Below are 21,470 nucleotides of genomic sequence, written 5' to 3' on the forward strand. Positions count from 1 at the left end.
TGACCATACTGTGGCCGGTCCCTGGTTTCACCATGGGGAGCGGATGAGATTCGCCTGAGCATTCACGCAGGGCGCCCAGCAGCAGCGGCAGCGAGCGGCGGAACTCCCGCGCCCAGTACGGCGGGGAGTGTGTGCCCGCGTAGAAGTGCGTCGCCACCGGGGCGCCGAGGGCGGCCAGGCGGTCGGCCAGGGCCCTGTTCTCGCGCTGCATGAGCGTCTCCGTCGGCGAGATCGCGTCCTCGGGGAACGGGTCGGCCGGGTCCTCCAGTCCGGGGATCTCCGGGTCGGGTTCCGTGCCCGGCGGGTCGAGTGCGCCTGCCGTGCCGTCGCCGCTGGCGAGGTGGACGGGTGTGGTGCGCAGTCGGTGGGCCAGGTAATAGGGGTCGTGCGCCTGCCAGTTGGCGCGCTGTGCGACCGGGTCGCCCCAGAGGGCCTTCCAGTCCAGGCCCAGGTATGTCATGGCGGCTCGGATGGCGTGCGGGTGCTGGAGGGGGTGGACGAAGCCGCTGTAGCTTGCCGCCGCCCGGAACAGCCCGGGGTGCCGGGCGGCGTACGAGAGCGCGCCGAACCCGCCCTGCGACTCCCCTGCGGCCGCACGACGGGCACCCGCGCCGTAATGGCGTTCCAGGAGGGGACGTACCTCCCGGAGACGGAAGGTCTCCACGGCGGGCGGGCCGCCCGCACCGGCGTTGAACCAGTCGCTGTAGAAGCCGAACAGCGGCATCTCGGGCATGACGACAAGGACATCGCGCAGTTCGGGCAGGTCCTGGATTTCGGAGTCGTAGTCCTCGGTCCAGGCTTTGTAGTTGCCGTCGCCGCCGACCAGGAGATACAGCGTCGGCCAGCTCTCACCGTGGCGGCGCTCTTCCCAGCCGTCCGGTGTCAGCAAACGGACCTTGGCGGTGCGGCCAAGTGCGGGCGAGACGATCGTGAGGTCGACCAGGCGGTCACCCGCCTTCTCCTCGGCGACGACTCGGGCGCCGTGTGGTGCGGCCGCCTTGGCATCGGCGGACACCACTGCCAGCAGCACCAGGTCCGCGATCACCAGGGCGAGGAGCAGGCGTAAGCGTGCGGGGCTCCACAGCATGGCGAAGTCTCCTTTCGTACAAGGGTGTGTACGTGCGCCGTCGTCATGCGTCTCGCTTGCGCAGCGTTCCGGCTGCGAGCAGGAGCAGTGCCCCCGTGTAGGCGGAGACGAGGACCAGGGACGGCCAGGGGCCCAGCCTGCCGACCGTCTCCGCGGTGGCGTCCGAGGTCTGGATGAGCTTCTGCAGGGCGGCCGTCGGCGAGATCCCGGCGACCCAGCGCTGGGCGTCACCGAAGAGCGGGCCGAGGAGAGAGGGCAGGAGCAGGACTCCGATGACCGCGGTGACGGCGCCCGCGGAGTGGCGGATGAGAGTGCCGGCCGCGAGACCCAGGAGCGCGGCCAGGGCGAAGGAGCCGGCGATGCCGAACAGCGCCGGCCACGGCTCTCCCTGGGCGTACTTGCCGTCTTCGAGGAGCGAGTCTCCGACCATGTAGGCGAGCGTGCAGGAGAGCAGCGCCAGGGCGTACGTCAGCCCCACGACCAGCGCCGCCTTCGCGGACAGCACGGTCGCGCGGCGCGGGTTGGCGGCGAAGGTGGTGCGGATGGTGCCGCTGCCGTACTCGCCGGTGATCAGCAGCGCACCGGTCACGGCGGCCAGGATCTGCGCGACGACGGTGAGGGAGAGGCTGCCGCCGAGGACTGTGTCGTCCGGTTGCAGGCTCCCGGTTACGGCGACGAAGACCGCGCCCAGGACGGGTACGGCGGCCGTCGCGACGGTCGTCCACATCAGGGAGCGCACGCTGCGGAACTTGATCCATTCGTAGGCGAGGGACTGGGGGAACCCGGCCCGGGCATCGACGAGGGTCGTCACCGGGCCGCCTCCTGCCGTGTCCGGTACTCGGCCGAGTCCTGGGACAGGGCCGTGTAAACCTCCTCCAACGAGGAGTGGATGGAGGTGAGTTCGTGCAGGGCGATGCCGTGATCGCGTGCGAGGTCGCCGATGGTGGCCGCGTCCAGGCCGTCCACGCGCCAGCCGCCCCGGGCTTCCAGTCGTACGGTCGCGCCCTTGGCCTGCAGCAGGTCGCGCAGTTTCTCCGGCTCGGGGGAGCGGACGAGCGTATGGGCGCGGGAGTTGGTCTCGATGAAGTCGCGGACCGTGGTGTCGGCCAGCAGCCTGCCGCGACCGATCACCACCAGGTGGTCGGCGGTGAGCTCCATCTCGCTCATGAGGTGGCTGGAGAGGAAGACCGTACGGCCTTGTGCGGCAAGGGACTTGAGCAGAGTGCGGATCCAGCGGATGCCCTCGGTGTCCAGGCCGTTGACCGGTTCGTCCAGCAGCAGCACCTCGGGGTCGCCGAGCAACGCGGCCGCGATGCCGAGCCGTTGGGCCATGCCGAGCGAGAAGCCCTTGACTCGTTGTCCTGCCACATCGCTCAGGCCGGTCAGGTCCAGGACCTCCGCCACCCGGCGGCGCGGGAGGTTGTTGCTCGCCGCGAGACCGGCCAGGTGGTGGTGGGCGGTACGGCCGCCGTGCACGCCCTTGGCGTCCAGGAGTGAGCCCACCGTGCGCAGGGGCGCGGGCAGTTCGGCGTACGGTCGGCCCGTCACCGTGACCGTGCCGGACGTGAGCGTATCCAGGCCGAGGACGAGCCGCATGGTGGTGGATTTCCCGGCGCCGTTGGGACCCAGGAAGCCGGTCACCCGGCCGGGGTGGACGGTGAACGTCAGGTGGTCGACGGCGGTTCTGTCGCCGTAGCGTTTGGTGAGGTCGCGTGCTTCGATCATGCCGACGACGGTAGGAAGCCGGGGCGTTCCCGACATCCGCCGCCGGGAGTCGGCCGCTACTCCCGGCGGAGTAGAGTCACCGCTCCCCGGCCCTGACCAGCCCTGTCTCGTAGGCCAGCACCACCAGTTGGGCGCGGTCCCGTGCCCTGAGTTTGGTCATCGCGCGGCTCACGTGGGTCTTGGCGGTGAGCGGGCTCATCAGCAGCTGCTTGCCGATCTCCTCGTTGCTCAGCCCGGCCGCGACCAGCGCCATGACCTCTCGCTCCCGCTCGGTGAGCACGGCGAGGCGTTCGGCGCCGGCCGCCTCCGGGCCCTTCAGCCGGGCGAACTCCTCCACCACCGCGCGCGTGACGGCGGGCGCGAGGAGGCTCTGCCCGGCGGCGACCGTGCGGATCGCCTCCCGGAGTTCGTCCGGCTCGATGTCCTTCAGCAGGAAACCGGCCGCGCCGTACCGCAGTGCCTCGAAGACGTACGCGTCGACCTGGTACGTGGTGAGCATGACCACCCGTACGCCGTCCAGCGCGGCGTCGGCCGCGATACGGCGGGTGGCCTCGAGGCCGTCGACGCCCGGCATGCGGATGTCCATCAGGACGACGTCCGGCCGGGTCAGCCGTACCGCTTCGACGGCCTGCGCACCGTCGGCCGCCTCCGCGACCACGACGAGGTCGGCGGTGAGATCCAGCAGGGCGCGGAAGCCGGCGCGGACGACGGTCTGATCATCGGCGAGCACCACGCGTACGGTCATCGTCATTCTCCGTTCTCGCCGGCCGGAAGCCCAGTCGGGAGGACCGCCCGTACCCGGAAGCCCCCGCCGGGCACGGGTCCGTAGTCGATCGTGCCTCCGGCCGCTGCCGCGCGCTCCCGCATGCCGACCAGTCCGAAGCCGCCCTCGTGCGGTGGCGGTGACGGCGGGCCGTCGTCGATGACTTCCACCGCAAGCGTGCCGTCCTGCTGGACGACGGAGACCGCCGCGTGCCGGGCACGGGAGTGCTTGACGACGTTCGTCAGCGCCTCCTGGACGATGCGGTACGCGGCCAGCCCCACCACCGACGACACACCGTCCGACGCCCCTTCCTCGCGGAGCGTGAGCTCGATGCCGCCGCCCGCGAACCGGTCGACCAGCTCGCCGAGTCGCTCGATTCCGGGCGCCGGCTCCACCCGCTCGTCCTCGCCCTCCGGTTCCCGCAGCACGGTGACGGTGGCCCGCAGCTCCCGTACTGCCCCTTTGCCCGAGTCCCGGACCTGCCGCATCGCCTGCCGGGCCATGTCCGGCTGCACGTCGAAGGTCTCCAGGGCCACGCCCGCCTGGACGGTCATCGCGGTGACCGTGTGCGCGACGATGTCGTGCAGCTCGCGGGCGATCCGCACCCGTTCCTCCCGGACCCGGCGGGCCGCCTCCCGCTCGCGGTCCGCTTCGGCGCGGGCGGCGCGGGCGGCGTACTCGTCGAGCAACTGCCGCCGCATGCGCACGACTTCGCCGAGCAGCAGCGGCACCAGCGGCCACAACATCTCCAGCACCGGCAGCCCCTGCGGGTTCACCACGTCCTTGCCGACCCACAGCGCGACGACGCCCGACGTGAGCGCGGCGACCAGGCCCGTCCACAGGGTGCGCCGCCGGTCGCCCTGCACGGCGACCGTGTACAGCGCCACGATCGTGGGCAGATTCAGCAACTCCCCGATGTGCCCATGCAGCGCCCATCCGGCACACGCCACCCCGGTGACCACCGCGACCGGCACCGGCCACCGCCGCCGCCACAGCAGCGCCAGCAGCGAGACGGCCAGCAGCAGCCAGGTCAACCAGTCCGCCTGCCTGTACTCCGGCTCGTTCACCGCCGCGTCCGGGCCGGTGAACATCCCGACCACGCCCACCACCAGCACGTCCACGGCACCCGGCGGCAGCGCCCGCAGCCGCGCGGGCAGACGGTCGAAGGTCGTCACCTCCACACCGTATGAGCGCGACCGCCCGCGCGCATACGACAGCGGGAGTACCCGGGGCCCGTCCCCGAACCGACCCTGAGACATCCCCTATCTCTCCCCGAGATGTGTCAGGAAACTTTGACAGGTGCCCCAAGCAGCTGTCAGCCTTTTCTGACAGGTACGACGGAAAGGGGCCGCGATGCCCGAGGTCGCCGACGACAACGGCGTACCGCCTCCGGCACCGACGGGCGACGAGCTGCTGAAGGTGCTCTCCGCGCTCGGCAATCCGCACCGCATGCGGATCGTCGCGGCGCTCATGGAGAGCCGGAACTACGTCAGCGCGCTGGCCCGCCAGATCGGTATGGGCCGCCCGCTGCTGCACATGCACCTGCAGCGGCTCGAGGCCGCCGGACTGGTCGTCGGCACGCTCGAACTCGCGGAGGACGGCAAGGCGATGAAGTACTTCGAAGTCGCCCCGTTCTTCTACGAGTTGACGCCCCACGTCATTGCCCAGGCGGCCGCGACGATCACCGAGACCGCTGACCGGACCGACCGGACCGCGAAAGAGGAAGCGAAGTGAATGAGGAACTGGTGACGCTCGCCGCCGGAGAGGACGAGTGGGGGATTCTGGTCGGCGCCGTCGGCGCGGCCGGGCTCTTCACCCTGCTCATCGTGATCGTCTGGCAGGCCGCCGCCACCTGGCGGGCCCGGATGCTGGCGGCGCGCGAGGAGCAGTACAAGGAGCTCGCGGCGAAGTACGCCCAACTGCTGGAAGACACCGTGGAGTTGCAGCGGCGCACCGTCGAGGAGCAGCGGCAGACCCTCGATGAGCTGACACAGACCCGGATGGCGGTCGGCTCGATGGAGAAGATGATGCGCGAGATCGAGTAGCGGCCGCGCAGGTGTACGGCCGGGAGCGCCAACTCCCGGCCGTACCGAGAAGCACACACACCCCGGACACACCCATCCCGTACGCCACGGCAGGTCGTCACACCTCATACGCCGTGGTGCCGGTCCCGTGCGCCCTGTGCCGGTCGCCCTACTCGGCTGCCGGCGGCGCGCTCCCACGAAGGAGACTACTCATGCGTGCGCTGCTCAAGCGCGTCGCCCGCGCGCCCGGCGGGCGGCGCGGGAAATGGCTCGTCCTGGCGGCCTGGCTGATCGTGGCCGTCGCGCTCGGCCCGCTCGCCGGAAAGCTCGGCGACGTCGAGGACTCCAGCGCCAATGCCTTCCTGCCGCGCGGCGCCGAGTCCGCCCGGGTCAACACCGAGCTGGAGAAGTTCCGTACGGACACGGTCATGCCCGCCGTCGTCATCTACACCGGCGACGGCGCGGACGCGAAGGCCGCCTCCGACCGGACCGCCTTCACGCCGTTCGTCCCGGCGGGCGAGGAGGTCTCGCAGCCGATCCCGTCCGAGGACGGCGAGGCTCTGATGACCGTCGTCCCGCTGGACAGCGAGGACGAGATCACCGACACGATCGACAAGCTGCGCGAGATCGCCGGAGCGAACGCCCCGCCCGGTGTGGAGGTCGAGGTCGGCGGGCCGGCCGGCTCCCTCACCGACCAGGTCGCGGTCTTCGACGGCCTCGACTCGACGCTGCTCATCGCCACCGCCCTGGTCGTGGCCGTCCTGCTGCTGATCACCTACCGCAGCCCGATCCTCTGGCTCCTCCCCCTGCTCTCCGTCGGCTTCGCGGCCGTCCTCACCCAGGTCGCCACCTACCTGCTGGCCAAGCACGCCGGACTGCCGGTCAATCCGCAGAGCGCCGGCGTGCTGATGGTGCTCGTCTTCGGCGTCGGCACCGACTACGCGCTACTGCTCATCGCCCGCTACCGCGAAGAGCTGCACCGCCACGCCGACCGTCACGAGGCGATGCGCATCGCGCTCGCCCGCTCCGGCCCGGCGATCCTCGCCTCGGCCGGCACCATCGCCGTCGGCCTGGCCTGCCTGGCCTTCGCCGACATCGACTCCTCGCGCTCGCTGGGACTGGTCGGCGCGGTCGGCGTCGTGTGCGGCTTCCTCGCGATGGTTACGGTGCTTCCGGCGCTGCTGGTCATCACGGGCCGCTGGGTGTTCTGGCCGTTCGTACCGCACGACGGCACGCCTGCCCGCAAGCCGCGCACGATCTGGTCCCGCATCGGAACGGCCGTCGCCCGGCGCCCGCGCTGGTCATGGATGATGTCCGTCGCCGTCACCGGCGTCCTCGCCCTCAGCGCGGCAGGCATCTCCATGGGGCTGACGCAGGCCGAGATGTTCCAGGACAAGCCCGAGTCGGTCGTCGCCCAGGAGAGGATCTCGGCGCACTATCCGTCGGGCGCTTCGGACCCCGCGGAGATCATCACCAGCACCGAGCAGGCCGCCGAGGTCCGTACGGCCGCCGCCGCGGTCGAGGGCGTGGCACGTGTCGAGGACGGCGCCGACCGCACCCCGGACGGCCAACTCACCACTCTCTCCGTGGTGTTGGAGGACGCCCCGGACAGCCAGGCCGCCAAGGACACGATCGACGACCTCCGCGACGCCGTACACCAGGTCGAGGACGCCGACGCCCTGGTCGGCGGCACCACCGCGCAGACCCTCGACACCCAACGGGCCGCCGACCGTGACCTGACCACGGTCATCCCGATCGTGCTCCTGGTCGTCCTCGGCGTCCTGATCTGGCTGCTACGGGCCCTCGTCGCCCCGCTCCTGCTCCTGGCCACCGTCGTGCTGTCGTACTTCGCGGCCCTGGGCGCCTCGAACCTTCTCTTCGAGCACGTCCTCGGCTTCGCCGGCGTCGACTGGTCGATCCCGCTGCTCGGCTTCGTCTTCCTGGTCGCGCTCGGCATCGACTACAACATCTTCCTCATGCACCGCGTGAAGGAGGAGACAGCCCGCCTCGGCCACACACGCGGCGTCCTGGAGGGCCTGACCAGCACCGGAGGCGTCATCACCTCCGCAGGCATCGTCCTCGCCGCGACGTTCGCGGTCTTCGCGGGGATGCCGCTGGTGACCATGGCGCAGATGGGCGTCCTTGTGGGCATCGGCGTCCTGCTGGACACCTTCCTCGTCCGCACGGTCCTGGTCCCCGCCCTCGCCCTCGACCTGGGCCGCTGGTTCTGGTGGCCGGGCGGGCTCTTCCGCCGGCCGGCCAACCACGCTGCGGGCAGCGCCTCGCCGTCCGCACAGGACCGGGCACACGAACTGGCCTAATCCGGGACGACGTCGACGCGGGTTCCCTTCGCCCGCGTCGACGTCGGCGAACTACGCCAGATGCCGGGCCGTGGCGCAGAGCGGAACGCGAGGACGAGGCGGAGGACGATGGCCACGGCTCCGGCGAGCGCATTCCAGATGACGCTGCGTGACACCGGCATCTCTTCGTCGACTCTGTCGCCGCAGCGGCTCTGTCGTTCCTAGCATTCGGCGGACGGATTGGCTGGTCAACACCGTTTCAACGCGGGGTATCTGCGTATCCACATGATGGGCCCCGGATCATCTGATCCGGGGCCCATCATGTGGATACGCGCGTCGTCACAGAGCGGCAGTATGGACGCCCGCTCCCGCCGCGAGACCCTCCGTCGAAGCGACAGCCGTGAGACCGGCAAGGACGTCTCCGATCGGCGTCTCCAGGAAGAGGCCACCGGAGCCGCCGGCCGCGAGGCCGCCGGAGACATTGTCCAGGTCGATGTCGGAGATCTCGGCTGCTTCAACCTGGGAGGCAAAGTTCATAATGCGCGGTTCCCTTCGAATAGGTACTTCGGAATGGCAGAGTTCGCCCGATCCCCGAAACTGGGAACCCTTCCCGGCGACTTGCGCCACGCGCAGGATCAAAGCACGCCGACAAAGGGGCGACCAGCCGCCCCAGGCTCAAACGGGACGCACCGCGCAAGGCGGCTTCACCGGTGTGACAGCGCGGTGACCGAACACACCGACTCCTTCACGCGGTCTGCCGCTTCGCTGCACGCACTACGGTTGCCTCCGATTCCCAAGGTGGACATCCCCGCCCCGAAGCCGCCGTAGGCAGGCATAGTCGTGACTACTGTTCAGGTTTCATACGACCCGTCAGTGAACGGTGTGCAGGTTTACCGGAACTTCGGCACCTGCTCCGACTCTAACTCCAGCTGTAGATGCCGCCGCCCGTGCTCACCGCATGCGCCGCGAGCCGGGCAACTCCTCGCAGGACCGCCAGTAGATCATCGTCGGTTCAGCGAGTGGCCAGTGCCTCCAGCTCGGTGGAGCTGGCATTGGCCAACGCCCGGGTCAACCTGTGCGGCAGAGCGAACACCTCGACACCTGGCGGGACCTCGGCCGAGGGCTCCTCGAAGTACATGTCCCACTCGGCGATGGCGCTGTCCGGCTCAATGAAACGGCAGGTTACAGACTCAAAGGCCGGACCAGGTCCTCGCAGGTGTGTCGCAGCAGCAATCTCGTCGTCGGGAGCGAGCAAGAACACTATGTCGAACCTTGATCAGTGCCGCTGAAGGTTGATCACTGGCCGTTTCGTGACAGTGAAGGTTGACCGCCCAGCTCAGACCTGGTGCGAGGTGCCCTGGGCGTTCCGCGCATGATTGCCGCCATGGAGAACGCGGTCGAGAAGATCAAGGTGTGGTTCCGGTTCGTCCCGCGCGAGGGCTCCCTGACATACGTCTCCTGCACCAGATCCTCGGCGTCGGCCGGATGGCAGGTCATGCGCAAGGCGGCCGAGTAGAGCCGGTCGAGGAACGCCAGGGCCGGTTCGAACCGCGCATGACGCTGCGCGTCGGACTCATTCCTGTCCTGCCACCCCAGATCTGCACCGTCCACGGCTGTGCTCATGGTGCCTCCTGCATGGCGGCCTGGGTTCCCTCCTCGCGGGGCGGCGGGATCAAGCGTCGACGACCGGAGTGGCCGCCGAGGCGCCCTCGGCGAATCGCGGCAGGGCGGCGGCGCCGACCGCGAGCAGGGCCACAATGCCCATCTGCACGTACTCGACGTCGGCGAAGGCGTGAGCGACATCGTGCGGAGCCAGGGTCAGGTAGAGGGTCCCGAGCGTGGCCACGCCGAGGGCGAGTCCGCTCTGCTGCAGGGTGATCAGTACGCCGCTGCTCATCCCGCCGAGGTGGGCGGGAACATCGGCGAGCACGCTGCGGAACAGACCGGCGAACAGCATCGACTGCCCGGCGCCCACCAGGGCGAGCGGCCCGGCCATGGTCCAGAGACCGACATGCGGCCAGTTCGCAACCAGAACCGTCACCAGCAAGGCCAGACCGACGAGTTGGGCGACGGCCCCGGCGGACAGCGCAGCCCTGCCGTATCGGCCGATGACGCGAGGCGCGAGAAGGGAACCGGCGAAAAACAGCAGGGCCATGGGCAGAATGGCAAGGCCGCCGTGCAGTGCATCGGCGTGCAGGCCGTCCTGGACAGTGAGGGCGAAGACGAACATGAACGCGCCGAAACCGACGCTGAAGGCGAACACCATCACCAGGCCACGGGACATCGACGGCAGGCGCAGCACGGACGGCGGCAGCAGTGGCACCTCGCCACGCAGCTCGGCGCGCTTCTCCACGCCGTAGGTGGCGGCGCCGAGGACGACCGCGAGGGTGAGCGACAGCCAGGTCCACCACGGCCAGCCCAGCGAGTGCCCCTCGGTCAGCGGCACCAGCAGGGCGGTCAGCGTGGCGGCGAACAGCACGGTGCCGGGCAGGTCGATGCCGACCGGGCGGTGCGAGCGTGTGTCGGGCACGACCCGGGCCGCGACGACCAGCACCAGCACACCTATGGGCACGTTGACCAGGAAGATCGGCCTCCAGGAGGTGCCGGCGATGTCGGCGCTGACCAACAGCCCGCCCACCAACTGCCCGACCACGGCGGCGATTCCGGAGGTGGCGCCGTACAGGGCCACGGCACGGGCCCTGCGCTCCCCTTCCAGGACGTGATGGAAGGTCGCCAGCACCTGCGGAATGAGCAGGGCGGCGGTGGCACCCTGGACGATGCGGGCCCCGATCAGCACCCCCACGCCGGAGGCGACTCCGCAGGCCAGTGAGGCCAGGACGAAGCCCACCAACGCGCCGAGGAAGACGCGACGGCGGCCGTAGCGGTCGCCCAGCCGGCCCCCGAGAACCAGCAACGTGGCGTACGCGACGCCGTACCCGGCGATCACCAGCTCCAGCGACGACGCGGAGGCGTGCAGCGAGGCGTCGATGCTGGGCAGGGCGACGTTGGTGATGAAGAAGTCCATGATCGGCAGGAACGCGCCAGCCAGCAGGATGAACACCCCGGTCGGATGCAGCCCGCCTGCACGGGCCGTGGCATGGGGCGAGAGCCTGTCCGCCCTGGCATGCCGGGAGGAAGTGATCGTCGTCATGACAGTCTCCAGAAGACAGAGAGAAATTATGAGGCCATAACTACATGCCTCGAAATGAGTATGAGGTCATAACCACTTCCGGGCAACCCCGTACCCTGGAGCCGTGACGGAGGAGCAGACACACCCAACGGGCTCGATGACCACGCCGGACGATGAGCAGCGGTGGGCCGAGCTGGCCGACCTCGTCCTGATCGTCAGCCGGGAGATCCAGTTCCGCGGCTACACGGACGAGCGGGCCGTCCCCCTGTCCCCGTCCGAGGGCATGGTGATGCGCTACCTGCAGCACGCGCCCGCAGCCCCGCCCAGCCGCATCGCCATCGCGACCGGACTGCAGCGCACCAACCTCTCCACCGTCCTGCGTGGACTGGAGCAGAAGGGCCTCATCGAGCGACGCGCCGACCCGGGCGACCGCCGCGGCGTCACCGTCCACGTCACCGAACACGGACGCGCCAACTACGCCCTCGTCCGCCGGGAATGGGCCGCAGCCGTCTCAGCAGCGGCCAACCACGACTCCACACACCTCGACGCCGCCCTCACCCTGCTCGGCGCCATGGAAACCGGCCTTGCCAAGTCACGGCCACGGTCCCGTGCCACGCATCCGACGACGGAGTCATGAACTCTGACGGGGCACCGAACTTCGCGACCGTACCGGCACCCCGGTCCGCTCACGTCCCGCTCGGGCAAGGGAACTGTCAGGTGTTGGCGCTGAAGTACGCGGCGGCAGCGTCGATGAAGCGGTCGCGTGCGGCTCGTGCAGTGCCCTGCGCTGCCGCGAGCTCCTCAGTACTCGTGGCGGCATCGACCCATGTCGCAGGTGGCGACGACCATCGCCTGTGCGGCGGCACTCCTGATGCGTCATAGCCAGGTCAAACCGCGTCCCGTACAAGCGAGCGGTGGGATCACTCGATCGCGAGTTCTTCCCCTCTCGCACCCGGTGGGACGCGATGCTCGCAAGGACGGTGAGCGCCCGGCGGTACGACGGATGAGGGGGATGGCGTGACGCAAGAAGCGGGACGACGCGGCGGCTTGGACAGCCAGGCGCTGCTGCTGGCTGCCGGGCTGGCCGATCTGGCGGTGAGCACGGTGGGTTCGGCCCTGGGGACGGTGCGTGGGCTGCTGCGCCGGTCGGACGCCGCGGAGTTGGCGACGGATGCCGAGCACGAGCTCGTGGCGCGTGGGCGTCTCGTGCTGGACCGGTACGCGGCTGTACCCCCGGCCCATTTGGAGCTCCTCGCCCAGCGCGCTCTGGTTCGGAAAATCTCGGCGTGGGCCGCGATGCTCTTCGCTCCGACGCTGGTCGGGACGGTCAAGCGGCGCGATCGGCTCTGAGTAGTCACCGGCTGAGCTGCCGCTCCGGGGCTCAGAGACCCCGACCATGGGTGTCTCGAACGCCTCTGAGGGCGCTGGTCAGCCGCATTCCTTGTGGCGGCCGATGAGTTCCGGGGCCCGGTGGGGTCTACCCCTGCACGAGCGAAAGCCGCGCACGAGTTCTGTGAGGGGACCATGACCACCCACGCACTACCACCCGCCGTCGACGCCGCAACCTGGGAGCGCCAACTCGAGGCGCTGCGTGCCCGGGAGAAGGCCGCGACGCGGGAGCTTGACGCCATCGCCGCCGAGCGTCGTCGCCTGCCGATGGTCGAGATGCCCGACTACACCCTGGAGGGCGAGGACGGCCCCGTTCGGCTGGCGGACGTCTTCGAAGGCAAGAGCCAACTGATCGTCTACAACCACATGTGGTTCGCCGGCAAGGAATGGCAGTGCCCGGGCTGCACGGGGTTCACCTCGCAGTACACCCGCCTGGAGTTCCTGGACAACTACGATGCGCGATTCGTCATCGTCACCCAGGGCCCGATCAAAGAAGCACTCGCCTACAAGCAGCGCGTCGGCAACCAGATGACGTGGTACTCGACTGCCAACAGCCCCTTCGGGGCCGACGTCGGAGCACCACCCGACGCAGGATTCGCGGTCAACGTGTTCCTGCGCGACGGCGACACCGTCTATCGCACCTGGCACACCGACGGCCGGGGCACCGAACAGCTCAGCCACACCTTCCCGCTGATCGACCTCCTGCCGTACGGCCGGCAGGAGGAGTGGCAGGACTCACCCGAGGGCTGGCCCCAATCGCCCACCTACAGCCGGTGGGCGACGTCCAAAGACATCGCTGCGCTCTATGGCCCGGGCTCCGGCGGCTGAACGACCTGCACAGCTTGGCCACTTCGCCGGGGGCCGAAGCATTCAGCGGCTTGGTCAGGCGACCCTTACTACGAGCTTCGGGCGCTAGCGTCCGTCAGCATGACGACTGGCACCTTGAAGAAATTACGGTCCGAGCTGAGGGATCATGCGGAGCCCAATGTCCGGGCGCAGCAGGTGCGGGTGCTCAGCCCCGCGGACGACGACGAGCTGCTCGGCGTACGCGTTCCGGTGATGCGCAAACTGGCCCAGCACTACAGGGAGTTGCCACTGGGGGACGTGGACGCTCTGCTGCACAGCCGGGTTCATGAGGAGCGGTTCGCCGGTCTGCTGGTCCTGGCCGAGCAGATGCGGAGTGCGCGGGGTGCCGACCGGAAGACGCTGGTCGATTTCTATCTCGCACGCACCGACTGCGTGGACAACTGGGATCTGGTGGATGGTTCCGCGCATGTCGTGCTGGGGCCCTGGCTCCTGGACGGACCGTTGGACGTACTGGACGTGCTGGCGGGGTCGGCGCGGCTGTGGGACCGCAGGATCGCCGTGCTGGCCACGTTGGCATTGATCCGAGCCGGCCGTTTCGAGCCGACCTTCCACCTCGTTCTGAGACTGCGCCGGGATCCGGAGCCGCTGATCCATAAGGCGTTGGGGTGGATGTTGAGGGAGGTCGGCCGCCGGGACGAGCAGGTGATGGTGGACTTCCTCGACCGAAATCTCGCCGGGCTGCCGCGGCTCACTGTGCGGTACGCGACCGAGCGCCTGGCACCGGGCCAGCGGGCCCGGTTCGTGAAGACGCGTTAGAGCCCGCCCCGCCGGTCCGGTTCTCGATGCAGCAACCTGGACGGGCAAGAGTTCGTCCTACAGGGCACCATGTTCACCAATAGCATCAACGGCCCCCTGGCTGTATCGGTTCGTGAGCTGCGTGATTTCGCCTGGATACACATCCGGGCCTGCTCTTTCGCCATCGCGCTGCTGTCCGGGGTCGCAGCGTCCACCGTGCTGCCGCATCTGCCTGTGGCGCGTTATGACCTGCTCGTTGCCTACGGCGCCCTGCTCACCCTGCTTTTCTGGCTGCGTGGCTGGGAAAACGGCCGGGATATCGCTGTCATCGCCGTCTGCCACGTCATAGGCCTGGCTTTCGAGCTGGTGAAGGTGTCCCTCGGTTCCTGGAGCTATCCGGAGCCTGCCGTGCTGAAGTTCGCGGGCGTCCCGCTGTATGGAGGCTTCCTCTACGCGGCTGTCGGCAGCTACGTGTGCCGGGCCTGGCACCTGTTCGACCTGGAGCTGGTCCGCTATCGCCCGCGGGCGACAGCAGTCGTGGCCGCGGCGATTTACGTCAACTTCTTCAGCCACCACTGGCTGCCCGATGTGCGCTGGCTGCTGGCCGGACTGCTCCTGGCGGTCACGGCAGGCACCTCGGTGCGGTACACAGTGCGCCGTGTACGCCGACGGATGCCGCTGGCGTTGTCGTTCGTGCTGATCGGTTTCTTCCTGTGGGTGGCGGAGAACCTGGCCACCTACGTGGGCGCCTGGCGCTACCCGTACCAGCTTGATGGCTGGCAGCCGGTCGCAGTGGACAAGTTCGGGGCCTGGGCCCTGCTGATCAGCATCACCTTCGTCCTGGCGGCGGTTGGCCGGTCCCACAAGGACAGCCTCAGCGACACGCCACCCAGGCCGGGCGCCCGGATCAATCGAGACGATCGTCCCAAACCATGACAGCTGCCGCTCTCGGCAGAATCGGGCGGTGACCAGGGAGTTGGCGAGGCTGATGGCCTCGTCGGGCAGATCGCTGCCGACGACATAGGTCGTCGCCCCGCGTGCGATCGACGGACGGCTGTGGCTACTCCGATCAGCCCCGAGCCAGGCGCTCCTGTCCGAGACCCGGCCCGGGGCCGCTACCGAGCGCCCGGTCAGGAGTTGGCGGGCGATTCGTCCGGGAAGATCTTGGTCGTGATCGTGCCGTCCTTGGTGAGATAGCCGTAGAGCATGCCGGGGCTGCTGTGCGGTGCGTCGAAGGTGCCGTCGGGTCCGAGCGCGATTACTCCGCCGGTCCCACCGAGCTTCGGCAGCCGCTTGACGATGACCTGGTACGCCGCCTGGGGCACGTTCATCTTCCCGAACTCGATCAGGTTGGAGATCGTCGACGTCGCCGCGCCCCGGATGAATATCTCACCCGCGCCGGTGGCGCTCGCCGCCGCCGTCCCGTTCTTCGCGTAGGTGCCGGCCCCGATGATCGGCGAGTCGCCCACCCGGCCGGGCAGCTTGTTGGTCAGTCCGCCGGTCGACGTCGCCGCCGCGAGGTCCTTGTCCCGGTCGACCGCCACCGCGCCGACCGTGCCCTTGGCCTGCTCGTCGGCCAGAGCCTCCTTGGACGTGGCGGCGCTCTTGTCACCCGCCTCCTCGGCCTTGGCCTTCATCAGGGCATCCCACCGGGCCTGGGTGAAGTAGTAGTCCTGGGTCACCGTCTTCAGCCCGTGCTGCGCGGCGAAGTCGTCCGCTCCCTCCCCGGCCAGCATGACGTGTTTCGACTCGTCCATCACGAGGCGGGCCGCCTGGATGGGGTTGCGCACGTTGCGCACCCCGGCGACGGCGCCTGCCTTCAGGTCGGAGCCACGCATGATGGAGGCGTCGAGCTCGTGTCCGGCGTCGGCGTTGAACACCGCGCCCTTTCCGGCGTTGAACAGCGGGTTGTCCTCCAGCTTCTCCACTGCCGCCTGCACGGCGTCGGTGCTGTTGCCGCCCCGGTCGAGTACCTTCTGCCCCGCTTGCAGGGCCTCAGCGATTCCGTCCCGGTACGCCTTCTCACGCTCCGGCGAGGTCGTGGCGCGGTCCAGTGCCGTTCCGGCGCCGCCGTGCACGGCGAGCACGACGTCCTTGGCATCCGGCTGGGGCTTCGTGCGGGTCTTGTCTCCCGTTTGCTCGGCGGCGGGCAGAGTCCGCTCTGTGGCCGAGGCCGAGGCCCCGCCCTGGGGGGCGGCGGCAACCGCCGCGGCCACAGCGGCGGTTGCCGCCAGAGCGGGAAGGATGAGCTTCACAGGTCGCATGTGCATGTACCCCTTCGGTTCGCTGCTTGAGATCGCGTTGGTTTCACGAGCACCCCATGCGGGGCGTGGCTGACGCGCTTCGAACAGGAGCCACACCAGGCTTCGCGGCATCGCTGCTCGCTGCCCGAGGTCAGTGGTAGACGTTGAATTCTGCGACTGACCACCAACTACGTGCAAGATTGCCGGTGTTGACGACCTTGATGTAGCGAGCTGTCTGCGTAGGGAAGGAAATGAGGTGGACTCGTTGGCCGTCCGCTACGGAAGAACCCTTGGACCAGTCGGCTCCATCCGCAGATACGTATACGTCTGCGCTCCGCGCATAGTCGCTGACACTGCCGCCGACATCCAACACAATCTTGTTGAAGGTCTGCGTCTGTCCCATGTCCACTTGGATCCAGAGGCCGTCGTACTGCCCTGTTCCGGAGCTGTACCGAGTGTCAGAATTTCCATCCAGCATGTTTCCGGGTGCATCCCCCTGACTTGCGTCCGAAGCCTTTGCGGTCCAGCCCGTCCGAGGCAGGGCAGGACCTAGGTCTATGACGTCGAACGACGATCGGCCTGCGTCTGCCCCGCTTGGTCCCTTCACGGAGACCGTGACCTTCCCCGACGGAAGTCCCTTCGGAACGTAGGCGCTGATGCTCGTGTCCGACCAGGTGTCTATTTCGGCATAGCTGGATCCGAAATACACCGTACCGAGCGCGGCATGCCTGTAGGTATACGAGCCATCGGTGGATATCTTGAAACTCTTGCTGTCAGTGGTCCCGTTGAATACTACGGTGACCTGCTCCCCTTCCTTGCTTGTCCAGTTCTTCAGCTGGAGGCCGTTTGATACCGCCGCCGGAGGGGCGATCGAACCTGTTCCACGCGCAGACCCGTACACCACGATGTCACCGATGGCCCACCAGAAACCGGACGCCGCGGTACTGACGATGCGAATGTACTGCGCCGTCCGGGTTGGTACTTGGTGACGTAGTCGAACGAATTGTTCACGCCGGTCTGGAACTAGTCGCCGCTCTTCGTCCCGTGCCCGAGACTCCGCCTGGTGTTGATGTCGCCGTCGATCGCGTTCGCGCTTCGCAGCGCGGCCCGGCTGAGCAGTGTCCCGGCCATTTACCAGGAGCTGCTACTGGACCGGCCCTGCACCTGTCTCCCGACCGCACCTCATGTCAAGCACACTTGACATGAGGTGCGGCGCCTCGTAGCGTGTCAAGTGTCCTTGACATCGCATCGGAGGTCGGAGGATGGCACCCTCGCAAGCGCATAACGAGATCAAGGCGAGCGCTCGGCTCGCGCTCTGGACACTCGCCTGGGTGGCGACCGTTGCCCTGGCCAAGTTCGGCCCGCAGCTCCTGTGGGATCTGCCGCAGCGGGTGGCGAGTTGGGCCGCCGTTGCCGTCAATCTCGCCGTCGGCATCGGCTGGATCGTCGCCTTCACGTGCTTTCTCCGCGCGCTCGATGAGCTGCAACGGAAGATCATGCAGGATGCGCTGGCGATCACCCTCGGCGTGGGGTGGATCCTCGGATTCGCCTATGTCGTTACGGACGCCGCCAGCCTCGTCGCCCGCGACGTCGATATCGCCGTACTCCCCGCGCTCATGGGAGTCGTCTTTGTGGTCGCCTTCGTCGTCGGCAAGATCCGTTACCGATGAAGAACCGCATCACGGACCTTCGCGCTGAGCGGGGCTGGACGCAGGCCGAACTGGCTCAGCGTACGGGCGTGTCCAGGCAGACGATCAACTCCATCGAGACAGGGAAGTTCGACCCAAGCCTTCCCCTCGCCTTCCGCCTCGCCAAGCTCTTCGACCTGAAGATCGAAGAGATCTTCCTCTACGAATGACGGGGTCCGTCAGGGGCTGCGTCGCCCGGTTCGATTTCGCCGGCCGGGCGCTCTTTCTGCTCGGGCAGTAGGCGGTTGACCATGGTCTCTGGGCTCGACTGCATGTCCAACGCCTTCATCGCTGCGGCTGCGTTGAGGCGATCACGGGCCGTCGGATCATCGATCCGGTCAATCAGGGTGGTGGCCGTTTCGAGCTTGTGATCAAGGTCGATCTTTTCGTCAATGCGATCGGCCTGCTCTGTGACGTGGGCCCGTGCACGCCGCGCATGGATCGCAAGTGCCCCACCGCCGACGGTGATCAGAGCACCCGTCAGGCTCGTGACGAGCGGCAAGTAACTCAGGTCCGGATTCCCCGCGTGCACCAACGCGAGGATTCCTCCGGCGAGGATCACAGCAGCCCCACCTGACATGAACCACACGCTGAGGCGGAAGGTCCACTCGGCCTGCTTGAGTGAATGCTTCAAGAAGTCGAAATAGAAGCCTTGCCGCTGTTCGGCCAGGGTTCCCTGTGGGGGTGACCACGCAGAGGAAGGTGAGGTTTGCTGTTGCGGAGGGTATCCGTACTGGCCGATGTAGACGTTGCCACCTGATCCAACCGCGATAGACCCACCAGCGACAGAACCGATGCTCGGGCCCGGAGCCTCGGGTCCAACCACTGGGCCGGCCCCTTGAGCCTCTGCGTCGCACCCACCATCGATGTGCTCGCCCTGATTCTGTCCAGGATTGCCGTCCTGATCGGCAGTCACCTTCGCCCCCGTGTATGACCATTGCCGCTACGTCAACTCATTCAGGGTAGCGCCAGACAAGGTTGCCGGGCAGCGATGCCGAACCCGGAGCGGGCCAGGGTCACGTCGTGCCGCGGACATTCAGGCTTGGTGTCAGGACGATAGGGGGTGGCAGTTCGCCTGCGAGGAGTTGGTCGACCTGGTGGATGGCCAGTTCGCCCAGGCGTCGCTTGTCGAGGTGGAGGGTGGTCAGTGGCGGGTCGACGAGATCGACGACGCTCAGTCCGTCGTAGCCGACCAGTGCGCAGTCGTCCGGTACTTGGACGCCGAGCCGGCGGGCGGCCCGGAGCGCGCCGATCGCGACCAGGTCGTTGAAGGCGACCACGGCGGTGAGGTCTGGGCGCGCGGCGTACAGCGCCTCGAACGCGGCGGCGCCCCCGGCCGGGGACTGCTCACCCATGACAATCCAGCCCTCGTCGACGGGCAGCGCATGTTCTCCGACGACTTCGAGGAAGGTGCGGTGCCGGACCATCGGGGCGGTCACGCACTCGCAGTCGATCATGCCGATCCGGCGGTGACCCCGGTCGATGAGGTGCTCCAACCCGGCCCGGATTCCGGCCGCGGTGTCGATGTGGACCAGCGCGTGGTTCAACGAGTCCAGCCCGCGATCGACCAGAACCAGCGGCACGGAACCCACGTACGGCTCGAGCACCGCATCGGGATGGCTGATGTAGCCGACAAGAGCGTCAACCTGTTGGCCGAGTGAGCGGACCAAGGCCAGCTCCCGGGACCGATCGTTCTCGGTGCTGGCCACTAGCACCTGCCAGTCGCGTTCGTCCGCGGCCGCGATCACTCCTGCCACGAACTCGGGGAAGAAAGGGTTGACCACGTCGGGGACGATGAGCCCGACGGATACGACATCCGGGCGGACCAGCCCCCGGCCGAACCGGCTGGGCCGGTACCGCAACTGCCGTGCGACCTCGAGCACACGTTTTTGAGTCCCCGGGTCGATCTCCCCCTTGCCGTTGATCGCCCGGGAGACGGTCTGATGGGACACGCCTGCCGCCAGAGCGACGTCGCGGAGCGTGACGCGCTTGGCGGTTCTCACACTCCGCGCCCGCTTGTCTTCCGTTTCCCGCTGTCCGGCCACGCTGCCCACTCACTTCTGTTCCTGTGCCGCCCTGTCTCCAAGTCAATCAGGTCCACCGGCCTGCCGCGTCATCGCCGGCCCGGCACTGCAACCAGAGCCGTCCGGCGGCGGGCGTTGACGGAATCCGCTCCCCTGGGCAAGAATCTCGTTAGCGGTCACGTTAACGGTAACGGAGCAAGCGAAGGAGAGCACAGTGGCTTCATTGAGGGGCCCTCTACCGCACGAGCCCCACCCGATGTTCCGTGGCGTGTTCCGCGGCTGGCACGCAAAGGCCGACGTCTTTTCGGCGCTGCCGGACGCACCTGTGGAGCCGGATGACCCGCCGCCCTGGTGGCACCGACTGAGAGTTCGACGGCAGAAGCCGAGCAGCGGCGGCTCTTCGCGGAGCGTTCCGGGGTTCGAGGTTCAGATCCTCAGGCGAGGGGCGGATCGAGGGTGAGTCCCCGGCAGCGAGGCGACGAACGTGCCGATCGCCTTGCGATGTGCGGCGCGTGGCGGCCCCGGCGTCTGCACCCACGTGCTCCGACGGGGCTTCAGGTCTGCCCTGACCTGCAAGGAAGCGAGCCGCGCATTGACGTCGGCGGCTACAGCGTGGCCTGCCGGCACCACCCCTGATCGGACATCCACGAGCTCGAGGTGTTCGACCGGCAGGTCGTCCACGTGGCGTACGGCTTCCAGGTCACGTCGCGCTACGTGGTGAGCGTCGTCGTCGGTCAGCGGCGCCGACGCAAGACCCTGCTGTTCCTCGACGAACGTGGCTTCACCAGTGCCGACCGGTTCCGTGCGGAACTCGATACCGTCGCCGCGTTGTGGGATCAACAGCGCAGGGCATGACCGATGAGTTCAACTCCATCTGACGGCGAGGCCGGCGAGGAGGGCATGACTCGCTCACCGCCAACCGTTAGAGCTTGCTCAACGCCGACACGGTTGGCGGTGGTGCGGTGATCGGGAGGCTGGGTCAGCCGGTGGAGGCATCCGACCACGGGCCGCAGTCCCACGGCCTGCCTCCGGCGCCGTCCTGGAGGCAGGCGCGGATATCGATGAGCCTGTTCTCGGGCAGGGAGAGGTTCCAGGTCTTCGTGTTGTGCGCGCCGTTGGGGTTGTAGTACGAGTTGATGGTGGACGAGCCCTGGTAACGCCACTGGGCCGTGGCGCCGTGGCCGTCGGCATGGTTGTCCTCGGAGGTGAGGATCTCGCCGTCGCTCTCGAAGTACGTGAACGAGTCCAGGCCATTGTTCCCCGCGCTGTACAGCAGGGCGGACGCCGGGGTCGCCACCATCGCGACAACTGCGCCGCTTGCCGCGACCACGCCGGCCATCGTCAGGAGATTTCTTCGGACACTGCCCATGAAAGTGAACCCCACCCATATTCGAACTGACTTGCAGGACGAGGTGAACGTACCACCGGGGGAACAACCAGAAGATCCGTTTCCACCAAGGAAGTTGACCCATCGGCGACCCGCAGGCAACGCGGG

24 protein-coding genes and 1 pseudogene are annotated in these 21,470 nt (G+C 68.2%); 11 read left to right on the forward strand and 14 right to left on the reverse strand.

Going from position 1 to position 21,470, the window contains the following annotated elements; translation table 11 throughout:
• The 5 genes from AB0I98_RS03990 to AB0I98_RS04010 form a co-directional block, all read right to left on the reverse strand.
• The coding region (locus AB0I98_RS03990; protein ID WP_362934882.1) for an alpha/beta hydrolase family protein at positions 1 to 1,087 on the reverse strand (1,087 nt) is incomplete at its 3' end.
• 43 nt (positions 1,088 to 1,130) lie between these two features.
• Positions 1,131 to 1,898: an ABC transporter permease gene (locus AB0I98_RS03995; protein ID WP_362934885.1), complete on the reverse strand. Its 768-nt coding sequence runs from the start codon at positions 1,896 to 1,898 to the stop codon at positions 1,131 to 1,133.
• Entirely contained in the window at positions 1,895 to 2,812 is a 918-nt protein-coding gene (locus tag AB0I98_RS04000; RefSeq protein WP_362934888.1) for an ATP-binding cassette domain-containing protein, read from the reverse strand. The genes AB0I98_RS03995 and AB0I98_RS04000 overlap by 4 nt, the downstream gene beginning before the upstream one ends.
• A gap of 76 nt (positions 2,813 to 2,888) precedes the next feature.
• Positions 2,889 to 3,557: a response regulator transcription factor gene (locus AB0I98_RS04005; RefSeq protein ID WP_362934891.1), complete on the reverse strand. Its 669-nt coding sequence runs from the start codon at positions 3,555 to 3,557 to the stop codon at positions 2,889 to 2,891.
• A gap of 2 nt (positions 3,558 to 3,559) precedes the next feature.
• Positions 3,560 to 4,750, reverse strand: coding sequence for a sensor histidine kinase (locus tag AB0I98_RS04010; protein ID WP_362934894.1), 1,191 nt, complete (start codon positions 4,748 to 4,750; stop codon positions 3,560 to 3,562).
• Between the two features lie 178 nt (positions 4,751 to 4,928).
• Between AB0I98_RS04010 and AB0I98_RS04015 the strand changes: the two genes are divergently transcribed.
• The 3 genes from AB0I98_RS04015 (at position 4,929) to AB0I98_RS04025 (ending at position 7,920) form a co-directional block, all read left to right on the forward strand.
• Positions 4,929 to 5,309 (forward strand): winged helix-turn-helix domain-containing protein, encoded by a 381-nt coding sequence (locus AB0I98_RS04015; RefSeq protein WP_362934897.1) that lies wholly within the window; start codon positions 4,929 to 4,931, stop codon positions 5,307 to 5,309.
• The gene (locus AB0I98_RS04020) at positions 5,306 to 5,620 is read left to right on the forward strand and encodes a hypothetical protein (RefSeq protein WP_362934900.1); all 315 of its coding nucleotides are present in this window, start codon (positions 5,306 to 5,308) and stop codon (positions 5,618 to 5,620) included. The genes AB0I98_RS04015 and AB0I98_RS04020 overlap by 4 nt, the downstream gene beginning before the upstream one ends.
• 191 nt (positions 5,621 to 5,811) lie before the next feature.
• Entirely contained in the window at positions 5,812 to 7,920 is a 2,109-nt protein-coding gene (locus tag AB0I98_RS04025) for an MMPL family transporter (protein WP_362934903.1), read from the forward strand.
• Here AB0I98_RS04025 and AB0I98_RS04030 read toward each other — a convergent pair.
• The 4 genes and pseudogenes from AB0I98_RS04030 to AB0I98_RS04045 all read right to left on the reverse strand — a co-directional run bounded on the left by AB0I98_RS04030 (position 7,917) and on the right by AB0I98_RS04045 (position 11,050).
• On the reverse strand, positions 7,917 to 8,075 hold the full coding sequence (locus tag AB0I98_RS04030; protein ID WP_362934906.1) for a hypothetical protein: 159 nt from the start codon (positions 8,073 to 8,075) through the stop codon (positions 7,917 to 7,919). The genes AB0I98_RS04025 and AB0I98_RS04030 overlap by 4 nt on opposite strands.
• 163 nt (positions 8,076 to 8,238) lie before the next feature.
• Positions 8,239 to 8,436, reverse strand: coding sequence for a hypothetical protein (locus AB0I98_RS04035; RefSeq protein ID WP_362934909.1), 198 nt, complete (start codon positions 8,434 to 8,436; stop codon positions 8,239 to 8,241).
• Positions 8,437 to 9,342: 906 nt separating this feature from the next.
• Positions 9,343 to 9,522: pseudogene (locus AB0I98_RS04040) on the reverse strand (sigma factor); the annotation flags it as partial.
• A 49-nt stretch (positions 9,523 to 9,571) separates the two neighbouring features.
• Positions 9,572 to 11,050 carry an MFS transporter gene (locus AB0I98_RS04045; RefSeq protein ID WP_362934912.1) on the reverse strand — a complete coding sequence of 493 codons (1,479 nt, stop codon included), beginning with the start codon at positions 11,048 to 11,050 and terminating at the stop codon, positions 9,572 to 9,574.
• A gap of 103 nt (positions 11,051 to 11,153) precedes the next feature.
• On the opposite strand from AB0I98_RS04045, the gene AB0I98_RS04050 reads away from it, so the two are divergent.
• The 5 genes from AB0I98_RS04050 to AB0I98_RS04070 all read left to right on the forward strand — a co-directional run bounded on the left by AB0I98_RS04050 (position 11,154) and on the right by AB0I98_RS04070 (position 14,956).
• Positions 11,154 to 11,666, forward strand: coding sequence for a MarR family transcriptional regulator (locus AB0I98_RS04050; RefSeq protein WP_362934915.1), 513 nt, complete (start codon positions 11,154 to 11,156; stop codon positions 11,664 to 11,666).
• 380 nt (positions 11,667 to 12,046) lie between these two features.
• Positions 12,047 to 12,379 (forward strand): polyprenyl synthetase, encoded by a 333-nt coding sequence (locus tag AB0I98_RS04055; protein ID WP_362934918.1) that lies wholly within the window; start codon positions 12,047 to 12,049, stop codon positions 12,377 to 12,379.
• Positions 12,380 to 12,553: 174 nt separating this feature from the next.
• On the forward strand, positions 12,554 to 13,246 hold the full coding sequence (locus AB0I98_RS04060) for a DUF899 family protein (protein ID WP_362934921.1): 693 nt from the start codon (positions 12,554 to 12,556) through the stop codon (positions 13,244 to 13,246).
• A gap of 99 nt (positions 13,247 to 13,345) precedes the next feature.
• Entirely contained in the window at positions 13,346 to 14,041 is a 696-nt protein-coding gene (locus AB0I98_RS04065; RefSeq protein ID WP_362934924.1) for a DNA alkylation repair protein, read from the forward strand.
• A 69-nt stretch (positions 14,042 to 14,110) separates the two neighbouring features.
• Positions 14,111 to 14,956, forward strand: coding sequence for a DUF817 domain-containing protein (locus tag AB0I98_RS04070; RefSeq protein WP_362934927.1), 846 nt, complete (start codon positions 14,111 to 14,113; stop codon positions 14,954 to 14,956).
• A gap of 194 nt (positions 14,957 to 15,150) precedes the next feature.
• Here the strand turns inward: AB0I98_RS04070 and AB0I98_RS04075 are convergent, their stop codons facing one another.
• The gene (locus tag AB0I98_RS04075) at positions 15,151 to 16,284 is read right to left on the reverse strand and encodes an isoaspartyl peptidase/L-asparaginase (protein ID WP_362934929.1); all 1,134 of its coding nucleotides are present in this window, start codon (positions 16,282 to 16,284) and stop codon (positions 15,151 to 15,153) included.
• 130 nt (positions 16,285 to 16,414) lie between these two features.
• Positions 16,415 to 17,167 (reverse strand): discoidin domain-containing protein, encoded by a 753-nt coding sequence (locus AB0I98_RS04080; protein WP_362934932.1) that lies wholly within the window; start codon positions 17,165 to 17,167, stop codon positions 16,415 to 16,417.
• A 358-nt stretch (positions 17,168 to 17,525) separates the two neighbouring features.
• On the opposite strand from AB0I98_RS04080, the gene AB0I98_RS04085 reads away from it, so the two are divergent.
• Positions 17,526 to 17,933, forward strand: coding sequence for a hypothetical protein (locus tag AB0I98_RS04085; RefSeq protein WP_362934935.1), 408 nt, complete (start codon positions 17,526 to 17,528; stop codon positions 17,931 to 17,933).
• The gene (locus AB0I98_RS04090; protein ID WP_362934938.1) at positions 17,930 to 18,121 is read left to right on the forward strand and encodes a helix-turn-helix transcriptional regulator; all 192 of its coding nucleotides are present in this window, start codon (positions 17,930 to 17,932) and stop codon (positions 18,119 to 18,121) included. Before AB0I98_RS04085 ends, AB0I98_RS04090 begins: the two co-directional genes overlap by 4 nt.
• Here AB0I98_RS04090 and AB0I98_RS04095 read toward each other — a convergent pair.
• Positions 18,112 to 18,867: a hypothetical protein gene (locus AB0I98_RS04095; RefSeq protein ID WP_362934941.1), complete on the reverse strand. Its 756-nt coding sequence runs from the start codon at positions 18,865 to 18,867 to the stop codon at positions 18,112 to 18,114. The two genes, AB0I98_RS04090 and AB0I98_RS04095, sit on opposite strands and share 10 nt — an antisense overlap.
• 100 nt (positions 18,868 to 18,967) lie before the next feature.
• On the reverse strand, positions 18,968 to 19,954 hold the full coding sequence (locus AB0I98_RS04100) for a LacI family DNA-binding transcriptional regulator (RefSeq protein ID WP_362934944.1): 987 nt from the start codon (positions 19,952 to 19,954) through the stop codon (positions 18,968 to 18,970).
• Between the two features lie 678 nt (positions 19,955 to 20,632).
• On the opposite strand from AB0I98_RS04100, the gene AB0I98_RS04105 reads away from it, so the two are divergent.
• Positions 20,633 to 20,830, forward strand: a complete 198-nt coding sequence (locus AB0I98_RS04105; RefSeq protein WP_362934947.1) for a hypothetical protein — start codon at positions 20,633 to 20,635, stop codon at positions 20,828 to 20,830.
• Between the two features lie 124 nt (positions 20,831 to 20,954).
• Here AB0I98_RS04105 and AB0I98_RS04110 read toward each other — a convergent pair whose 3' ends face one another.
• The gene (locus tag AB0I98_RS04110; RefSeq protein WP_362934950.1) at positions 20,955 to 21,314 is read right to left on the reverse strand and encodes a hypothetical protein; all 360 of its coding nucleotides are present in this window, start codon (positions 21,312 to 21,314) and stop codon (positions 20,955 to 20,957) included.
• Between the last annotated feature and the right edge of the window lie 156 nt (positions 21,315 to 21,470).

This window comes from Streptomyces sp. NPDC050211 (genome assembly GCF_040656035.1).
GTDB lineage: Bacteria > Actinomycetota > Actinomycetes > Streptomycetales > Streptomycetaceae > Streptomyces.